Origin of the sequence: Alcanivorax sp., from assembly GCF_019431375.1 — a bacterium.
Classification (GTDB): domain Bacteria; phylum Pseudomonadota; class Gammaproteobacteria; order Pseudomonadales; family Alcanivoracaceae; genus Alcanivorax; species Alcanivorax jadensis_A.
Genome location: NZ_CP080267.1, coordinates 2,936,144 through 2,950,441, shown reverse-complemented (window position 1 = coordinate 2,950,441; position 14,298 = coordinate 2,936,144). Strand labels below are relative to the sequence as shown.

At 59.5% G+C, this 14,298-nt stretch carries 14 protein-coding genes; 10 read left to right on the top strand and 4 right to left on the bottom strand.

From position 1 onward, the window contains the following. Window positions 1-163: 163 nt before the first annotated feature. On the bottom strand, window positions 164-829 hold the full coding sequence (locus tag KZ772_RS13805) for an SDR family oxidoreductase (protein ID WP_290537108.1): 666 nt from the start codon (window positions 827-829) through the stop codon (window positions 164-166). A gap of 245 nt (window positions 830-1,074) precedes the next feature. On the opposite strand from KZ772_RS13805, the gene KZ772_RS13800 reads away from it, so the two are divergent. Both KZ772_RS13800 and KZ772_RS13795 read left to right on the top strand, forming a co-directional pair. Further along, window positions 1,075-2,931: a hypothetical protein gene (locus KZ772_RS13800; protein WP_290537107.1), complete on the top strand. Its 1,857-nt coding sequence runs from the start codon at window positions 1,075-1,077 to the stop codon at window positions 2,929-2,931. Between the two features lie 133 nt (window positions 2,932-3,064). Further along, window positions 3,065-3,538, top strand: coding sequence for a peroxiredoxin (locus KZ772_RS13795; RefSeq protein ID WP_290537106.1), 474 nt, complete (start codon window positions 3,065-3,067; stop codon window positions 3,536-3,538). A gap of 117 nt (window positions 3,539-3,655) precedes the next feature. Here KZ772_RS13795 and KZ772_RS13790 read toward each other — a convergent pair whose 3' ends face one another. Further along, entirely contained in the window at window positions 3,656-4,738 is a 1,083-nt protein-coding gene (locus KZ772_RS13790) for a DUF481 domain-containing protein (RefSeq protein ID WP_290537105.1), read from the bottom strand. 80 nt (window positions 4,739-4,818) lie between these two features. Further along, on the bottom strand, window positions 4,819-5,853 hold the full coding sequence (gene glsA / locus KZ772_RS13785) for a glutaminase A (protein WP_290537104.1): 1,035 nt from the start codon (window positions 5,851-5,853) through the stop codon (window positions 4,819-4,821). A 148-nt stretch (window positions 5,854-6,001) separates the two neighbouring features. On the opposite strand from glsA, the gene KZ772_RS13780 reads away from it, so the two are divergent. From KZ772_RS13780 to KZ772_RS13770, 3 genes are all read left to right on the top strand, one after another. Then, a complete protein-coding gene (locus KZ772_RS13780) occupies window positions 6,002-6,829 on the top strand; it encodes an HAD-IA family hydrolase (RefSeq protein ID WP_290537103.1) in 828 nt (275 codons plus the stop codon). 251 nt (window positions 6,830-7,080) lie between these two features. Further along, window positions 7,081-8,493, top strand: coding sequence for an amidase (locus KZ772_RS13775; RefSeq protein ID WP_290537102.1), 1,413 nt, complete (start codon window positions 7,081-7,083; stop codon window positions 8,491-8,493). Between the two features lie 58 nt (window positions 8,494-8,551). Continuing rightward, entirely contained in the window at window positions 8,552-8,821 is a 270-nt protein-coding gene (locus tag KZ772_RS13770; RefSeq protein WP_290537101.1) for a YdeI/OmpD-associated family protein, read from the top strand. An 86-nt stretch (window positions 8,822-8,907) separates the two neighbouring features. On the opposite strand, the gene KZ772_RS13765 is transcribed toward KZ772_RS13770, so the two are convergent. Further along, a complete protein-coding gene (locus KZ772_RS13765; RefSeq protein ID WP_290537100.1) occupies window positions 8,908-9,900 on the bottom strand; it encodes an AraC family transcriptional regulator in 993 nt (330 codons plus the stop codon). Between the two features lie 92 nt (window positions 9,901-9,992). Between KZ772_RS13765 and KZ772_RS13760 the strand changes: the two genes are divergently transcribed. The 5 genes from KZ772_RS13760 to KZ772_RS13740 all read left to right on the top strand — a co-directional run bounded on the left by KZ772_RS13760 (window position 9,993) and on the right by KZ772_RS13740 (window position 14,281). Further along, window positions 9,993-11,663 (top strand): fatty acid desaturase, encoded by a 1,671-nt coding sequence (locus KZ772_RS13760; RefSeq protein ID WP_290537099.1) that lies wholly within the window; start codon window positions 9,993-9,995, stop codon window positions 11,661-11,663. Window positions 11,664-11,886: 223 nt separating this feature from the next. Next, window positions 11,887-12,099 carry a hypothetical protein gene (locus tag KZ772_RS13755; protein ID WP_290537098.1) on the top strand — a complete coding sequence of 71 codons (213 nt, stop codon included), beginning with the start codon at window positions 11,887-11,889 and terminating at the stop codon, window positions 12,097-12,099. Between the two features lie 473 nt (window positions 12,100-12,572). Then, window positions 12,573-13,274: a lysophospholipid acyltransferase family protein gene (locus tag KZ772_RS13750; RefSeq protein WP_290537097.1), complete on the top strand. Its 702-nt coding sequence runs from the start codon at window positions 12,573-12,575 to the stop codon at window positions 13,272-13,274. Between the two features lie 29 nt (window positions 13,275-13,303). Continuing rightward, window positions 13,304-13,612 (top strand): putative quinol monooxygenase, encoded by a 309-nt coding sequence (locus KZ772_RS13745; RefSeq protein ID WP_290537096.1) that lies wholly within the window; start codon window positions 13,304-13,306, stop codon window positions 13,610-13,612. A gap of 48 nt (window positions 13,613-13,660) precedes the next feature. Beyond that, the gene (locus KZ772_RS13740) at window positions 13,661-14,281 is read left to right on the top strand and encodes a class I SAM-dependent methyltransferase (protein ID WP_290537095.1); all 621 of its coding nucleotides are present in this window, start codon (window positions 13,661-13,663) and stop codon (window positions 14,279-14,281) included. Window positions 14,282-14,298 lie beyond the last annotated feature (17 nt).

The window sequence follows — 14,298 nt, the reverse complement described above, 5'->3', positions numbered from 1 at the left end:
AATCCGGTTCTCGAGACCATCAAGCCCGCTCACCCTGTTGGAGCCATGCTTGCATGGCGAACCCTCTCCAACCCTTCGCCATGCGAGCATCGCTCCAACGAAAGCCGGAAACCCTATGCTCTCGTTGATGAAACGTTTTTCTAAATCAAGACGCCAACCGCGATCACCAGGGCAACACGCTGCCATCGGAGTGCCAGAACGTACCGCTGTTTTCCAGGTTCAGTTCATCCATGCGGGCAATCAGGTTGGTAGCCGCTTCGTCCACCGTCAGGTTGCCGCTATGCCCGGTCATGTCGGTCTGCACCCAGCCCGGATGCAGGATGGCCACCGCGATGCCCCGGTCATGCAGGTCCAGCGCCAGGGATTTACCCGCTGCGTTCAAACCGGCCTTACTGATGCGATAACCGTACTTCTTCCCGGAGGTGTTATCCGCGATGGATCCCATCCGCGAGGTCATCAGACCTACCTTGCTGCCCTCATGGAGATTGCCCAGTAATGCCATGGTAACGCGCAGCGGGCCCAGGGTGTTGACCTTGAACTGGTCCAGGAGTTGTTCAAAGTCCATTTCGTCCACCGTCTCACTGAGCATGATGCCAGCGTTGTTGTAGAGAATATCCACGGGCGTATCACCCAGAGCGCTGGTCAGGTTGGTGACCCCGTCAGCGGTGCTCACGTCCACGCCATCAATAATCTCCACACCACTGTCTAGCAATGCGCTGGACGGCTGCCGGCACACCGCCAGCACCCGCTCGCCACGGGCTTTCCAGTGTTTTGCCAGTGCAAGGCCGATGCCCCTATTTGCTCCAGTGATTACAATATTCTGCGTCATTTTGCCTCCTTTTCATTGATATCCCAGCGACTTACCTGCGCACCCATTCAAGCACTCCCAGTGTGCATTACAAAACACTGCAACATCAGATACAAAACGACATTTTTAGCCAACATTGGTTGAGCAATGAGTTTTATATAGTTGCGCGCATGGGTGGATCGCGCTGATACGCCTGTCATACACACTTTTGTGTTCATGGAAGAAAGGGGGAAGTACCCATGCTACATCTTTTGAGAATCCTGCTGATGAGCTCTCTGCTCGTCACTCTGGCCGCCTGCGGTGGCGGCGGCGGCGGTAGCACGCCCGCCAGCAACAACTCCACCAATGAAGAAACCGGCAATAGCGGCGATGACAGCAGCAATACCGGCGATGAGACAGGTGGCGAAACCGATGATGGTGACACCACTGGTGGCGACGACACCCCGCCACTCACCGAAGAAGAGAAGCAGCAGCTTCTGACTCTGGTCGACACCAACAACCACTTCACCGCTTCCGTCTGCCCGCAGGCGCTGCTGGGCACCCAGTTGGGCGGCGTGATTGATGTGTTGGCCTGCGAGAACGAAGCGCTGACCAACATCTCCCTGGGTAACGACAACGTACTCGGCCTGCTCTGCGCCAACACCGTTGCCGCCACCGACACTGACCTGCTTGGCAGCGTCACCGAGCCCACCTTCCTGCCGACCTGTCTGGAAGAGAGCGTCCCCTATCTGGTGGACACCCTGGGTGGAATTCTGGACAACAGCGGTGCCATCGGCCAGCAGCTGTGCCCCAGCTCTGAAAACCCGGTGCAGTGCCTGCTGGAAGTCCTCAACACCGTTCCGGACAGCACCCTGGCCGGCGTGCTGGGCTACCTGGGCTGCGACGACGCGCTCAACCCGCAGGTATGCCTGACCCAGGTGGCTGACAACCTGGCCATGGGCGAACCCCTGATCGGCACCGTGAACAGCCTGTCCATGGCCCTGTGCCCCATTGCCACCGGCGCCGATGCGTTTGACCCGGAGCAGTGCATCACCGAAGTACTGGGCGGCGTGGGTTCCATCCTCAACCTGACCGGCGGTCTCGGCGAACTGTGTCCGGAAGGCTCTGACCCGTTCACCTGCCTGCTGTCTGCCGGCGAGAACCTGGGCCCCATCGGCGAACTGATGGGTGAGAGCCCGCTGGATCCCGCCATCCTGGAAGACCTGCTGGCTGGCCTGGCCAACCCGGGCAACATGGAACTGCTGGGCGAGCTGCCGGCCATGCTGGAACAGATCCCGGTACTGGGCGAGCTGCTGGCCGGCCTGCTGGGTAACGGCGGCGACCTGTTCGGCACCCTCGGCGACCTGCAATCCCTGCCTGAGCTGCTGACACAAATTCCGGTGCTGGGCGACATCCTCAACGGTGTTGCCGGTGGCGACAGCGGTGGCCTGCCCACCGACGCCCTGAGCCTGGAAGCCCTGATGGGCGGCCTGGAAGGCGATCAGCTGACCATGGTCACCGACCTGCTGGCCAACGTGCCGGTACTGGGCGATGTGGTCAACCAGCTGCTGGGCGCGGTGTCCTGTGATGCCGCCAACCCGCTGGACTGCCTGACCGACTCCGCCGGCCAGCTGGAACAGTTCACCGGCCTGCTGGAACAGATCCCGCTGCTGGGTGACCTACTCAATGGCCTGCTGTCCGCTCTCACCGGCGCCGGCACCGGCGGCGAGCTGCTGCCCGGCACTGACATGCTCAACGAGATCCCGGTACTGGGCGACCTGCTCAACCAGATCCTCACCACCCTGCAAGGTGGCGCCGGTGGCGACATCCTCACCCCGGACCTGGCCATGCTGGAACAGCTTCCGGTCCTCGGCGACCTGCTGAGCAGCCTGCTGGGCGGCCTGCTGAGCGGCGACCCCTCCGGTCTGCTGGACGGCATCATGGACCAGGACGGCAACTTGCTGGATACCGTTTCTGCCCTGGTGGAACAGCTGCCGCTGGTAGGCGACCTGGTCGGCAACCTGTTGGTGGCCCTGCTGGGTGAAAGCGAAGCCAGCAGCCTGCTGGCCCCGCTGAGCGACGCCCTGACCACCATCCCGGTACTGGGTCCGATACTGGATGGCCTGCTGGGTCTGCTCGGCTAATCCGCCATCCTCTGAACCACAGAAAGCGCCCCTCTAACGGGGCGCTTTCTGTTTCTGCTCTCCTGTCATTCTCCCCTTTTCTGTCACTGCGTCTTTGTTACAGTGGACATCCACTTCAGAAAGGATGCCAATCATGACCATTGCAGTCGGCGACACCCTTCCCGCTCTCACCATCAAGACCAACGGCGCCAAAGGCCCCGAAGACCTGGACACCGGTGATTTTTTCAAGGGCCGTAAAGTGGTCCTGTTCGCGGTACCCGGCGCCTTTACCCCGGGCTGCTCCAACACCCACATGCCCGGCTTCGTGATCAACGCCGATGCCATTCTGGAAAAGGCTGACGCCATCGCCTGCATGGCGGTCAACGACGCCTTCGTCATGGATGCCTGGCAGAAAGACCAGAATGCCGAGCACATCACCATGCTGGCGGACGGCAACGCAGAATTCGCCAAGGCCCTGGGCCTGGAACTGGATGCCACCGGTGGCGGCATGGGCATCCGCAGCAAACGCTTCGCCCTGATCGCCAACGATGGCGTGGTGGAATACCTGGGTGTGGATGAAAAAGGCGTGGACAAGAGCAGCGCCGAGACCGTACTCGGCCAGCTCTGAGTCGAACAACGCAAGCAAAAAGCAATTAATAATGGATAATTGATAACACGCGGGGCAGCCCCTCTGTCGTCAAACGCAAGAGGCCGCCCCCAACCTCAGGACGCGGTCTTTGCGTTTTCAAATCTCCAGAGCCAGCCCCAGGGTGACAGTAAAATCATCCTTTTTCGGTGTAATCCCGTCACTGTCCGACTGAGGCCTTTCGATTCGCTTCCAGGTCCCGGCTAAACGCAGATCCAGACGCTGGGTCAGATCCACGTCCAGCGCGGAATAGAAACTATGTTTGGCCCGACCGGCCTTGCTCTCGGTCAAGGTCACCTGGTAATCCAGATGGATGTCGATATTGCTGGTGAGTTCCTGCTCGTAGAACGTCCCCATAAGAAAAGCGGGCGTGGACACAGTTCGATCCTCACCCGGCACCACATCCACATATTCCGTTCGCTGGTAACCCGGCCCGGCAGCCACTGACCAGTCAATCTTGGGCGTATCAAAAATCTGATAACCGGCACCGAAACCCACCGTCCATTCCGCCGCCCGGTTTTGAAATGGATCCCTGTAATACTGGGCCTGGATCGGCCTGACAAACCATTTATGACTAATCCGGTAGTCGTGGGTCACCTCTGCCGTATGGTTATTGGCCAGTTGCTCGGACTCGGACTCCGAGTAATTACCGGTATAACTCATGCGAGTGTTGCTCTTCACCGTGCGCCGCTTGAGAACAGCCTTGGTGTTGAGATCTTTTTGCTCCACGTTGCCACTGCGAAAATTCAGACCCACAGACACATCCGCAGACCACAAATCAAATTCCCTGGGAGAAGCAGAAGCAATACCCACCACCTGCTCGAACGGCACCTGCATGCCACCCACCATAAGCCTGCCGTTTTCCGTGGCCAGCTTGCCGAGGATGATGTTGCCGCCATCCAGCAGCACAGCCATGGTTCGGCCCGTCTGGATATAAACGATGTCCTCCCAATCAATGGAAATCAGGTCAAAATGATCGCTATCGAACTCAACCGACTGATTGTGGAGCGTCTTGATCCGGCCCTTTACCCACTCACCGGAATCCACCTGTATCCAGTCCCACTGCTGAACATCAAACGCCGGTGGCTGCCATCGCTGCGCCTCCCTGTTTGCCGCTTCATAGGTCTGGTCCGCATTAACACCATGGCAACTGAATCCGGCAACCAGACTGGCAATAACCACCCGCCTTCCTGCCCTAATCAACGACCCCAAAAATTGACGCAGCCGCGCTGATGCAGGCTGAAAAAATATTGCGTTCTTCATCATTTTTCGTAAGGCATAACCTGGTAAGGGTTTCCGCCCAAAGCAGCGGAAATATCGGCAATGGCTTTCTGGGCACGCACACTGTTGCCCACTTCATCCAGCGGCGGGGAAATGGCAGCAATACCAAACTTTCCCGGCGACACGGCAATAATGCCACCGCCGACGCCACTCTTTGCCGGCAGCCCGGTTTGGTAAAGCCATTTACCGGCATCGTCATACAGTCCGGCCGTCGCCATTACTGCCAGAATTTCCGGCATGTTTTCGGGTTTCACCAGTGCCTTTCCGGTAACCGGGTTAACACCCGCATTGGCCAGGGTGGATGCCATGATGCCCAGGTCCCTGGCATTGACGCCCACTGAGCATTGGCGGGTATAAATATCCGTGGCTTGCAACGGATCCCCTTCAATATGCCCATAGGCATACATCAGGTGGGCGATGGCCTGATTGCGCTGATTGGTCTCGGCTTCAGAGCGGTAAATGTCTTCAAGTACCGTCAGCTCACGTCCGGCGAAATCACTGTAAAAGCCAAGGATCCTGTTCCAGATATCGTTATAGCCCTTACCCTCTACCATGCTGGTGGTAGTAATCGCACCGGCATTCACCAGCGGATTCATTTCATGGCCTTTATGCTGCTCAATCGCATGAATCGAATTGAAAACCTGCCCGGTGGCATCCACACCCACACTCTTTGGCAGCACATCCACCCCTTTTTCTTCCGTCACCAGGGCCATGGTGAACACCTTGGAGATGGACTGGATCGATACCTCTGACTGCGCATCACCCACACTGAACACCCGGCCATCCACCGTCACCAGCACAATGCCGAAAATGTCCGAATCCACCTTGGCCAGGGCCGGGATATAATCCGCGTTGGCACCGTCATCCAGGCCTTTATAGCGCTCATGGGCCTGTTTCAGCGCGGAACGAATGGCTTCGTCCGACGGCAACTCACCGGCCAGCGACAACCCCGACAGCAACAAGCCACTGACCAGCACCACCCAGCCCAGCGCGTTCTTCCCTACAGCACACACCATGATTTCACTCCCTTGCACAATGCCACCCTGAATAGAGATGCTATACGGGTGGCCAGCAACCTGACCAGTCCCCATTCGCCACGGGTTCACAACGTCGCCACAGGTTTTGTGCTAACAATAAAATTGTCAACGGCAAGGACTGAGCACCATGAGCATTCTGCAACTGCCCCACGCAAAACCCGAGGCCATCCTCATCGACTGGCACGCCACCCTGGTGGACACCCACGATGCCATGTACCACGCCGTGGACGATGTACTGCCCCACCTGAAAGAGCTGGACCTGTGGGACCGGCTGCTGGACCCGGAGGATTCCAAAACCATCGAAGACGCCAAGCTGCTGATCTATGTGAAAGACAACCAGCGCCTGCACCCCAAGATCGTGTCGCAACGAAAGATTTCCCGCACCGATATTTTCGAAGTGCTGTTCGGCAGCGACCAGGACGCCAAGGGGCGTGCTCACCAGGCCTTCGACGAGGCCTACAAGAAATACGTGGACGAAGTGTTTCCGCTGGAGGACGACATCCGCGAACAACTGGAACGCATCCGCGCCATCGGCGTAAAGGTCGGCCTGATTTCCAACCGCAAGCGGGACTTTCTCGAACACGAACTGGCACTGGTGGACGGCACCGGCTGGGAAGACCTGTTCGATGTGGTGGTATGCGGCAGCGACGTGAGCAAGCGCAAGCCGTCTCCGGAAATGCTACTGCTGGCCATGGAAAAACTGGGCATTCCGCCATCGGAAAGCTGCTGGTACGTGGGCGACAGCACCACCGACGTGATCGCCGCCAAGGAAGCGGGCATCACCTCCATCTTCTACAACGGCGCCGGCTGGGGCCAGGCCTGGCTGGACAAGATCTTCCCCAACACCGTCAAACACCCCCACCGCCCGGATGCGGTAGTCGGCAGCATCGCCGAACTCACCAACCTGGCCCGCCACCTGCTGGCCCAGCACAAACGGGTCGAACGCGCACGGTAACGGAAGGAGCAAGTTTCAAGTTGCAAGTTTCAACGCGTGTCAGGGTGGTGCCGGCCAACAGCGTTGTCTCTCGCGCTCTCACCGGAGTGGCACGCGGGCAAGGCCATGTCATTCGCGACGCCCTTTACCGCGCCTTGAAACTTGCAACTTGAAACTTGCCCCTTTCAGGTAAGCACCAGGCAAAACAATTGGCCCACTCGCACCAACCAATAATGGTACGATCGTGCATCTTTTTTAGCCGGGAGAGCCCCATGGCCAGCAAACACCTCCACGCCTTCAGTGACGACGCCCTCGGGCACGACGACGCCACCGAACTGGCCGAGCGGCTGCGCCAGGGCCAGGTCAGCACCCGGGAAGTCACCGAGGCGGCTATCGCACGGCTGCAACGGGTGGAACCCACCCTGCAGGGACTCACCGTGGACACCTTTGAGGCCGCCCGCCAGCGTGCCGACAGCAAACGCTTCAACGGCTTCTTCGCCGGCGTACCCAGCCTGATCAAGGACAACCTGGACCTGCGTGGCCTGCCCACCGGCCACGGCAGTCGCGCCCTGGGCCAGGCGCCACTGAAGAAAACCAGCGGCATCGCCAAGCAGTACCTGGCCCAGGGCTTCAACCTGCTGGGCAAAAGCACCCTGCCCGCCTTCGGCTTCACCGCCAGTACCGAACAGGCCGGCGTGCCCGCCACTCGCAACCCCTGGCACACCGACTACTCCGCCGGCGGATCCTCCGGGGGCAGCGCTGCCCTGGTGGCCGCCGGCGCCGTGCCCATCGCCCATGGCAACGACGGCGGTGGCTCCATCCGCATCCCCGCCGCCTGCTGCGGCCTGGTGGGCCTGAAAGGCACCCGCGGCCGCCTGATCGACCAGGACGCCGCCAAGGTGCTGCCGGTGAATATCGTCAACGATGGGGTGCTCACCCGCAGCGTCCGCGACACAGCCCACTTCTTCATGGAAGCGGAACGCTACTACCGCAACCGCAAACTCAAACCCATCGGCCAGGTCACTGGCCCGGGCAAGCAACGGCTGCGCGTGGGCATGATGATCGACTCCGTCACCGGCGATGCCACCTGCCCGCAGACCCGCCGCGCCGTGCAGGACACTGCCCGCCTGCTGGAAAGCCTGGGCCACACCGTGGAAGAGGCCCGCATCGATCTGCCGGCCCGGTTCGTGGAAGACTTTTTGCTCTACTGGGCCATGCTCGGCTTTCTGGTCAGCAAGGGCGGCAAGGCCCTGTTCCCGCAAGGCTTCGATGCCAAGCAACTGGACCCGCTCACCCGCGGCCTGGCCGAGTATTACCAACAACGTTTCCTGAAAACCCCGGGCATGCTCCGCCAGCTACGCCTGGCCCGGCAACGCTACGCCGACACCTTTGAACAATACGACGTGATCCTCAGCCCGGTACTGGCCCACACCACCCCGGAAATCGGCTACCTGGGCGCCGACCTGCCCTTCGACACCCAACTGGAACGGCTGCTGCGCTACACCACCTTCACCCCCGCCAACAACGCCTCTGGCGGCCCCGGCATCTCCCTGCCCCTGGGCCAGACCGACGATGGCCTGCCCATCGGCGTCCAGCTGTCCGCCGCCAACGGTGAAGACGCCCTGCTGCTGGCCCTGGCCTTCGAACTGGAAGACGCACAGCCCTTCAGGAGACTCACGTCATAGAGGCCGACCACCGCCTTTTGTTATTGTCGGTGCGTTGATCTCACAGGGAAGCCGGATCATGGCAACGCAAACCATCAGCGGCGGCGTGGTTCATCCACTGCCCGACGACCTTCGCCAAACCCTCCAGGCGGACAGCGCCATGCTGGCGCAATGGGAAGACATCACCCCATTGGCCCGCAACGAATGGATCTGCTGGATTGAAGATGCCAAAAAAGAGGCCACCCGTCAGGGACGCATCACCCGCGCCCGGGAAAACCTCACCGCCGGCAAACGCCGCCCCTGCTGCTGGCCCGGCTGCCCCCACCGCGAGCGCACCGGCAAGGCGTGACTCGCTGTTGGAGCTATGCTTGCATGGCGAATCCGGCGTTTATCGCTTGCAGGCACGCGCCTCCAAATCGGCGATGACGAGCCGCATCACCGAAACTGACTCGGCGACACCCCGAACCATTTCTTGAACGCCCGGGAAAACGCACTCACTTCAGAAAACCCCAGCAGAAAGGCCATCTGCGTCACCGTCATCCCCGGTGTGCGCAGGTGGCGCTCCACCAGCATCTTGCGGGTGTCTTCCACCAGCTGCTTCCAGCTCAACCCCTCATCAGCCAGCCGCCGCTGCAGGCTGCGTGAGCTCATGCAGCATTCCGCCGCCGCCTCCGTCAGGGACGGCTCGCCGTCGGGCAGGCGTTGTTCGATCCACAGTGTCAGCTTGCTGGCCAGCGAGCCCCGCTCCGAGTCCGCCAGGCGCTGGGCCAGGGTGGCATCCAGCATGGCGGCGAGCTGGGTATCGCTGGCGGCCAGCATCTGCTGGGCGTTGGCCTTGTCGAACGCCAGCGCATAGTGATCTGACTCCGTTACCGGGCAACGGAAATAGCGCCCCATGGCCTGGCGCAGGCCCGGCTCGATCCAGTCCGGGGCGGACACCGCCACCGGGTTGTGGTCCCGGTGAATGCGGATACGCAGCAAGCGCACGATAGTGGCCATGACAAACACGATGGCCTGGGGGTGGGGCTGGTGATCGGTGTTGGAGGAAAACTGCAGGGCCACGGTGGCGTCATCCACGGTCAGCTCGGTGCGCACCAGGTCGCTGATCAGGCGATGAAAACGGGTAATGCGGTTGAGCACACTGTACAGGTCGCCCCCCGCCGCCACTGCCAACCCCAGAGCCCCGAAGGTGTTGTACTGGGCATGGCGGGCAATCTCGATGCCCATGGCCGGGTCGCCCAGCTGGGCCAGGCAATCATCCAGCAGGGCCGTGGACACCGCCGCCCCCAGCCGGGCCTCCGGGTCCCGCACCATCTGCGGGTCCAGCCCGTGGCGGCGCAGGATGGCCTCGCCGTCCAGGCCCCGCTCGTGGAGCAGGTGCAGCAATGGCGCCATCAGCAAGGCTACCGCCTGTTTTTCTTCTTTCATTGGCGTCCCCGGTCAAACGATTGGCGGGCAAGGGCGAGTTTTCCTTGTCGGCCCTGCCTAAAGTAGTCGCCATCGAGAAATGGAGGTTTCCCATGGCAACAGCACCTGCCCGCGGCAAGTCCGCAACAGACAAGACAATTCAACGCGAGATCATCGCGATCAGTGATGATATACGGCAACGGCACGGCTGGCTCAAGCACCAGAACGCCATCGGCTTCACCATCTTCGCCGTGGCCATTGCCGGCTGCACCCTCAACGCGGTGCTGTACCTGCAAGGTATCATGCCCGCCTGGCTGGTCATTGTCCTTACCGCCTTCTGGACCTCGCTGCTCCACGAATTGGAGCACGACCTGATCCACTGGATGTACTTCAAGAACAACAAGGTCGTGCATCATCTGATGATGCTCGGCGTCTACCTGTGGCGCCCCACCACCATCAACCCCTGGGTACGCCGCCACCTGCATTTCCATCACCACAAGCACTCCGGCAGCGAAACCGATCTGGAAGAGCGCGGTATCACCAACGGGGAAAAGTGGGGCCTCAAGCGCCTGATCATGGTGGGCGACAACATGCTGGCCGTGTACCTGCGTGCGGTGAAATACCTGACCGAACCCCTGAAGCTCTACCGCCGTGGCGTCATCACCCGCAAAGACCTGAAGAACTTCCGCCTGATCGGCCTGGTCAGCTACAACCCCCTGGGCGTGATCGTCCACGCCATCTGGCACTTCTTCGTGCTCTACCACCTGCTCAACGGCGCCGCCTGGCTGGCCGGCAGCAGCATCCCGTGGCCGGAAGTGGTCACCGCCCAGTTCAGCTGGATCACCCCGCTGGTAGTGGTGCTGATCGCCCCCAACATGCTGCGTACCTTCTGCCTGCACTTCATCTCGTCCAACATGCATTACTACGGCGACAACGAACCGGGCAAGATCACCGAGCAATGTCAGGTACTCAACGTCTGGTGGCTGTGGCCTCTGCAGGCCTTCTGCTTCAACTTCGGCAGCACCCACGCCATCCACCACTTCGTGGTCCGCGACCCCTTCTACGTACGGCAGATGACCGCCAAGCGGGCCCATGTGTTGCACTCCGGCAGCGAAACCGACCTGGAAGAGCGCGGCATCACCAACGGCGAAAAGTGGGGCGTCAAGCGCCTGATCATGGTGGGCGACAACATGCTGGCCGTGTACCTGCGTGCGGTGAAATACCTGACCGAACCGGCCAAGCTGTACCGCCGTGGCGTTATCGACCGTAAAGATCTGAAGAACTTTCGCCTGATCGGCCTGGTCAGCTACAACCCGCTGGGCGTTATCGTCCACGCCATCTGGCACTTCTTCGTGCTTTATCACCTGCTCAACGGCGCCGCCTGGCTGGCCGGCAGCAGCATCCCGTGGCCGGAAGTGGTTACCGCCCAGTTCAGCTGGATCACCCCGCTGGTGGTAGTGCTGATCGCCCCCAACATGCTGCGCACCTTCTGCCTGCACTTCATCTCGTCCAACATGCACTACTACGGCGACAACGAACCGGGCAAGATCACCGAACAATGCCAGGTGCTCAACGTCTGGTGGCTGTGGCCCCTGCAAGCCTTCTGCTTCAACTTCGGCAGCACCCACGCCATCCACCACTTCGTGGTCCGCGACCCCTTCTACGTACGGCAGATGACCGCCAAGCGGGCCCATGTGGTGTTGAAGGAGAATGGGGTGAGGTTTAATGATCTGGGTACGTTCCGACGGGCCAACCGGATGCACGAGAACCCGCAAGCTGCCTGATACCAACATGAAGCCCGCTGAGTGCGGGCTTTTTTGTTTTCAGCGGAAAGGCTGTAGCTCAACCCTGGATCACTTTACAAGCTCATGATTATCAAGCACTTTGTTTCTATTGTGTCTGAAAAACTCGATCAGGGGTTCAAAGGAACTTTCTAATTAATACGCTGTTAGATGCACGAGCGAGCCATGAAAAGAAAAGAGTTTTTGCAAGAGTTTCTAGGAGCGCTTGGAGCTGGCAAAGCTCTTACGAAAGCAAGACCTTTTCAGCATTGACCAGATTAGAGTGACAAGATCAGAGCTTAAAGACCGTTATAACAAGATGTATGAGCGTACAACTTCAGATAAAAAGTTAGAAAAAATACTTGTGAAGCTAGAATCAATTGAAGTTCCAATGGTGGATAAGGGTCGTGAAACAGATGCGTATTTCATCCACGAATGAAACAGCTAACAAAGCGCTTCTGCGGAACAAAATTTCCGCTACGCTCCAAATTTTCCGCAGAGCGCGGCGCCATGTGTTCTAGGTTGTAAATATGAGCTGGCAATACATAATTCTTCTGCCGTGGGTTCTGGTATTACCTGCAGGGCTTTTTTTGATGCTCAGGCGTAACTACCGCGTGAACTCAGGCTTGTGTTCGTCTTGTGGCTCCCGGCTACGAAAAGATGAAGCCTGCTCTGTATGCTCTGATACTGCGAAGCCTACGGTGTTACGTTCATCGCTGCTAATAGCATTCGTCGTTTGGATGTTTGTTAGCTTTGCGGTTTTGCGGAGATTTGCACTATCGTGAGACAGCAAGCACGCAACAAGCAGCGGGAGGCGGATCAAATTTCTATTCGTTTCTCAATCCAATTTACCCGCTGCGCTGGGCGCCAGCCCAGCCTCTCACACAAACAGACTCAAACCGGCCCGTTACCATGAACATCATCAATATCGCAGACACCGTCATGAACCGCGCTGCCCGCTATCACGAGCATCGCGTTGAAGGCCTGGAGCACATCCCGGCCAGCGGCCCGGCCCTGATTGTGGTGAACCATTCCCTTGCCACCTATGACAGCGGCCTGCTTGCTGCTGCGATCAAGGCCAGACTGGGGCGGGATGTGTGGCTGCTGGGTGATCGCTATATCTTCAAGGTGCCGGTATTACGCGATATGGCCACAGCCTACGGTTTCGTTGAGGGCTCACAGCACAATGCGGAGAGCCTGCTGCGCGATGGCGAGCTGGTGTTGGTGGCGCCGGGTGGCATGCGTGAAGCACTGCGGCCCAGCAGCCAGAAATACCAGCTGGATATCAGTGACAGAAAGGGGTTTGCAAAGCTGGCCTTGCGTACCGGCGCCCCGGTCATTCTCTCCGCCTGCCCGGCAGCGGATGATATTTATCACGTGGTATCGAACCCGGTAACGGACTGGGTGTACAACCGCTACAGGCTGGCCGCCCCGGTTATCCTTGGCAAGTTCGGCACCCCCATTCCCAGGCCGGCCAAACTGGTTCACTATCTGAATGCACCCATGTCACCGCCTGACAATGGCACAGACGAGGACCCTGAAGCCGTCGATGCCTTTCATGCCGCGCTGGAAAGTCGCCTGCAGGAAATGCTCACGGAACATGCGAGCACCTGAAAGACTCAACGTCAGAACCCGGGATAACCATGCAAAAAAACGTTGCCGTTTTCGGCACCCTCCGCTTCCCGCCTGAATCCATGGGCGCCGTCAGGCCGCACCTCAAAACCTTTGTCGATGCCACGCGCAGCCAGGATGACTGCATTGCCTACGATGTGGCGGAAGATCTGTTTGATCCCGGCCTGATTCGCTTTTCCGAGCTGTGGCCAGACAATGCCTCTCTGGATGCCCATCTGGTAGCGCCGCATATCGCGCCATGGCGGGAGGCCGCGAAGCGGCTGGGGCTGATGGAGAGGGCGTTTACGGCTTACGATATTCATGGCTCCCGGCCTGTATAAGCCGGGGAAGACAGTGAAGCATCGCATTTACAGCAAGGACGCTGAAAGATGAAAAGCGCACAACAATTCTGGGACAAGGCGGCGGCCCGTTATGCCAAAAGCCCGGTCAAGGATGAAGCGAGCTACCAGAAGAAGCTGGCGATCACCCGTGACTACTTTCAACCGGACTGGTCCGTGTTCGAATTCGGTTGTGGTACCGGTAGCACAGCCATTCTTCACGCGCCCTACGTCCGGGACATTCTTGCAACGGATGTGTCGGCAAAGATGCTGGAGATAGCGCAAGCCAAAGCTGCTGATGCCGGCATTGATAATATCCGCTTTCAGCAGGGCACGATGGATAGCCTGTCACTGACCCCGGAAAGTTTTGATGCGGTGCTGGGGCTGAATATTCTGCACCTGGTGGAAGAGCCCGAAGCGGCTATTTCCCGGGTGAGCTCCCTGCTGAAGCCCGGCGGTGTTTTTGTTTCCAGCACGGTGCTGGCTGCGGACATGAAGCTGCACTGGCGCCTGCTGATTCCGCTGATGCAGGCGCTGGGTTTGGCACCCCATGTGAGTCGTTTCGGCAGGGACGGGTTGCTGGCCATGCTGGCGCGGGCCGGTTTTGATGTCGACCATGAATGGCAGCCGGACATCCTGTCTGTCTTTATTGTCGCCAGAAAGCGCGCCTGACTGTTTCGTCAGTTTCC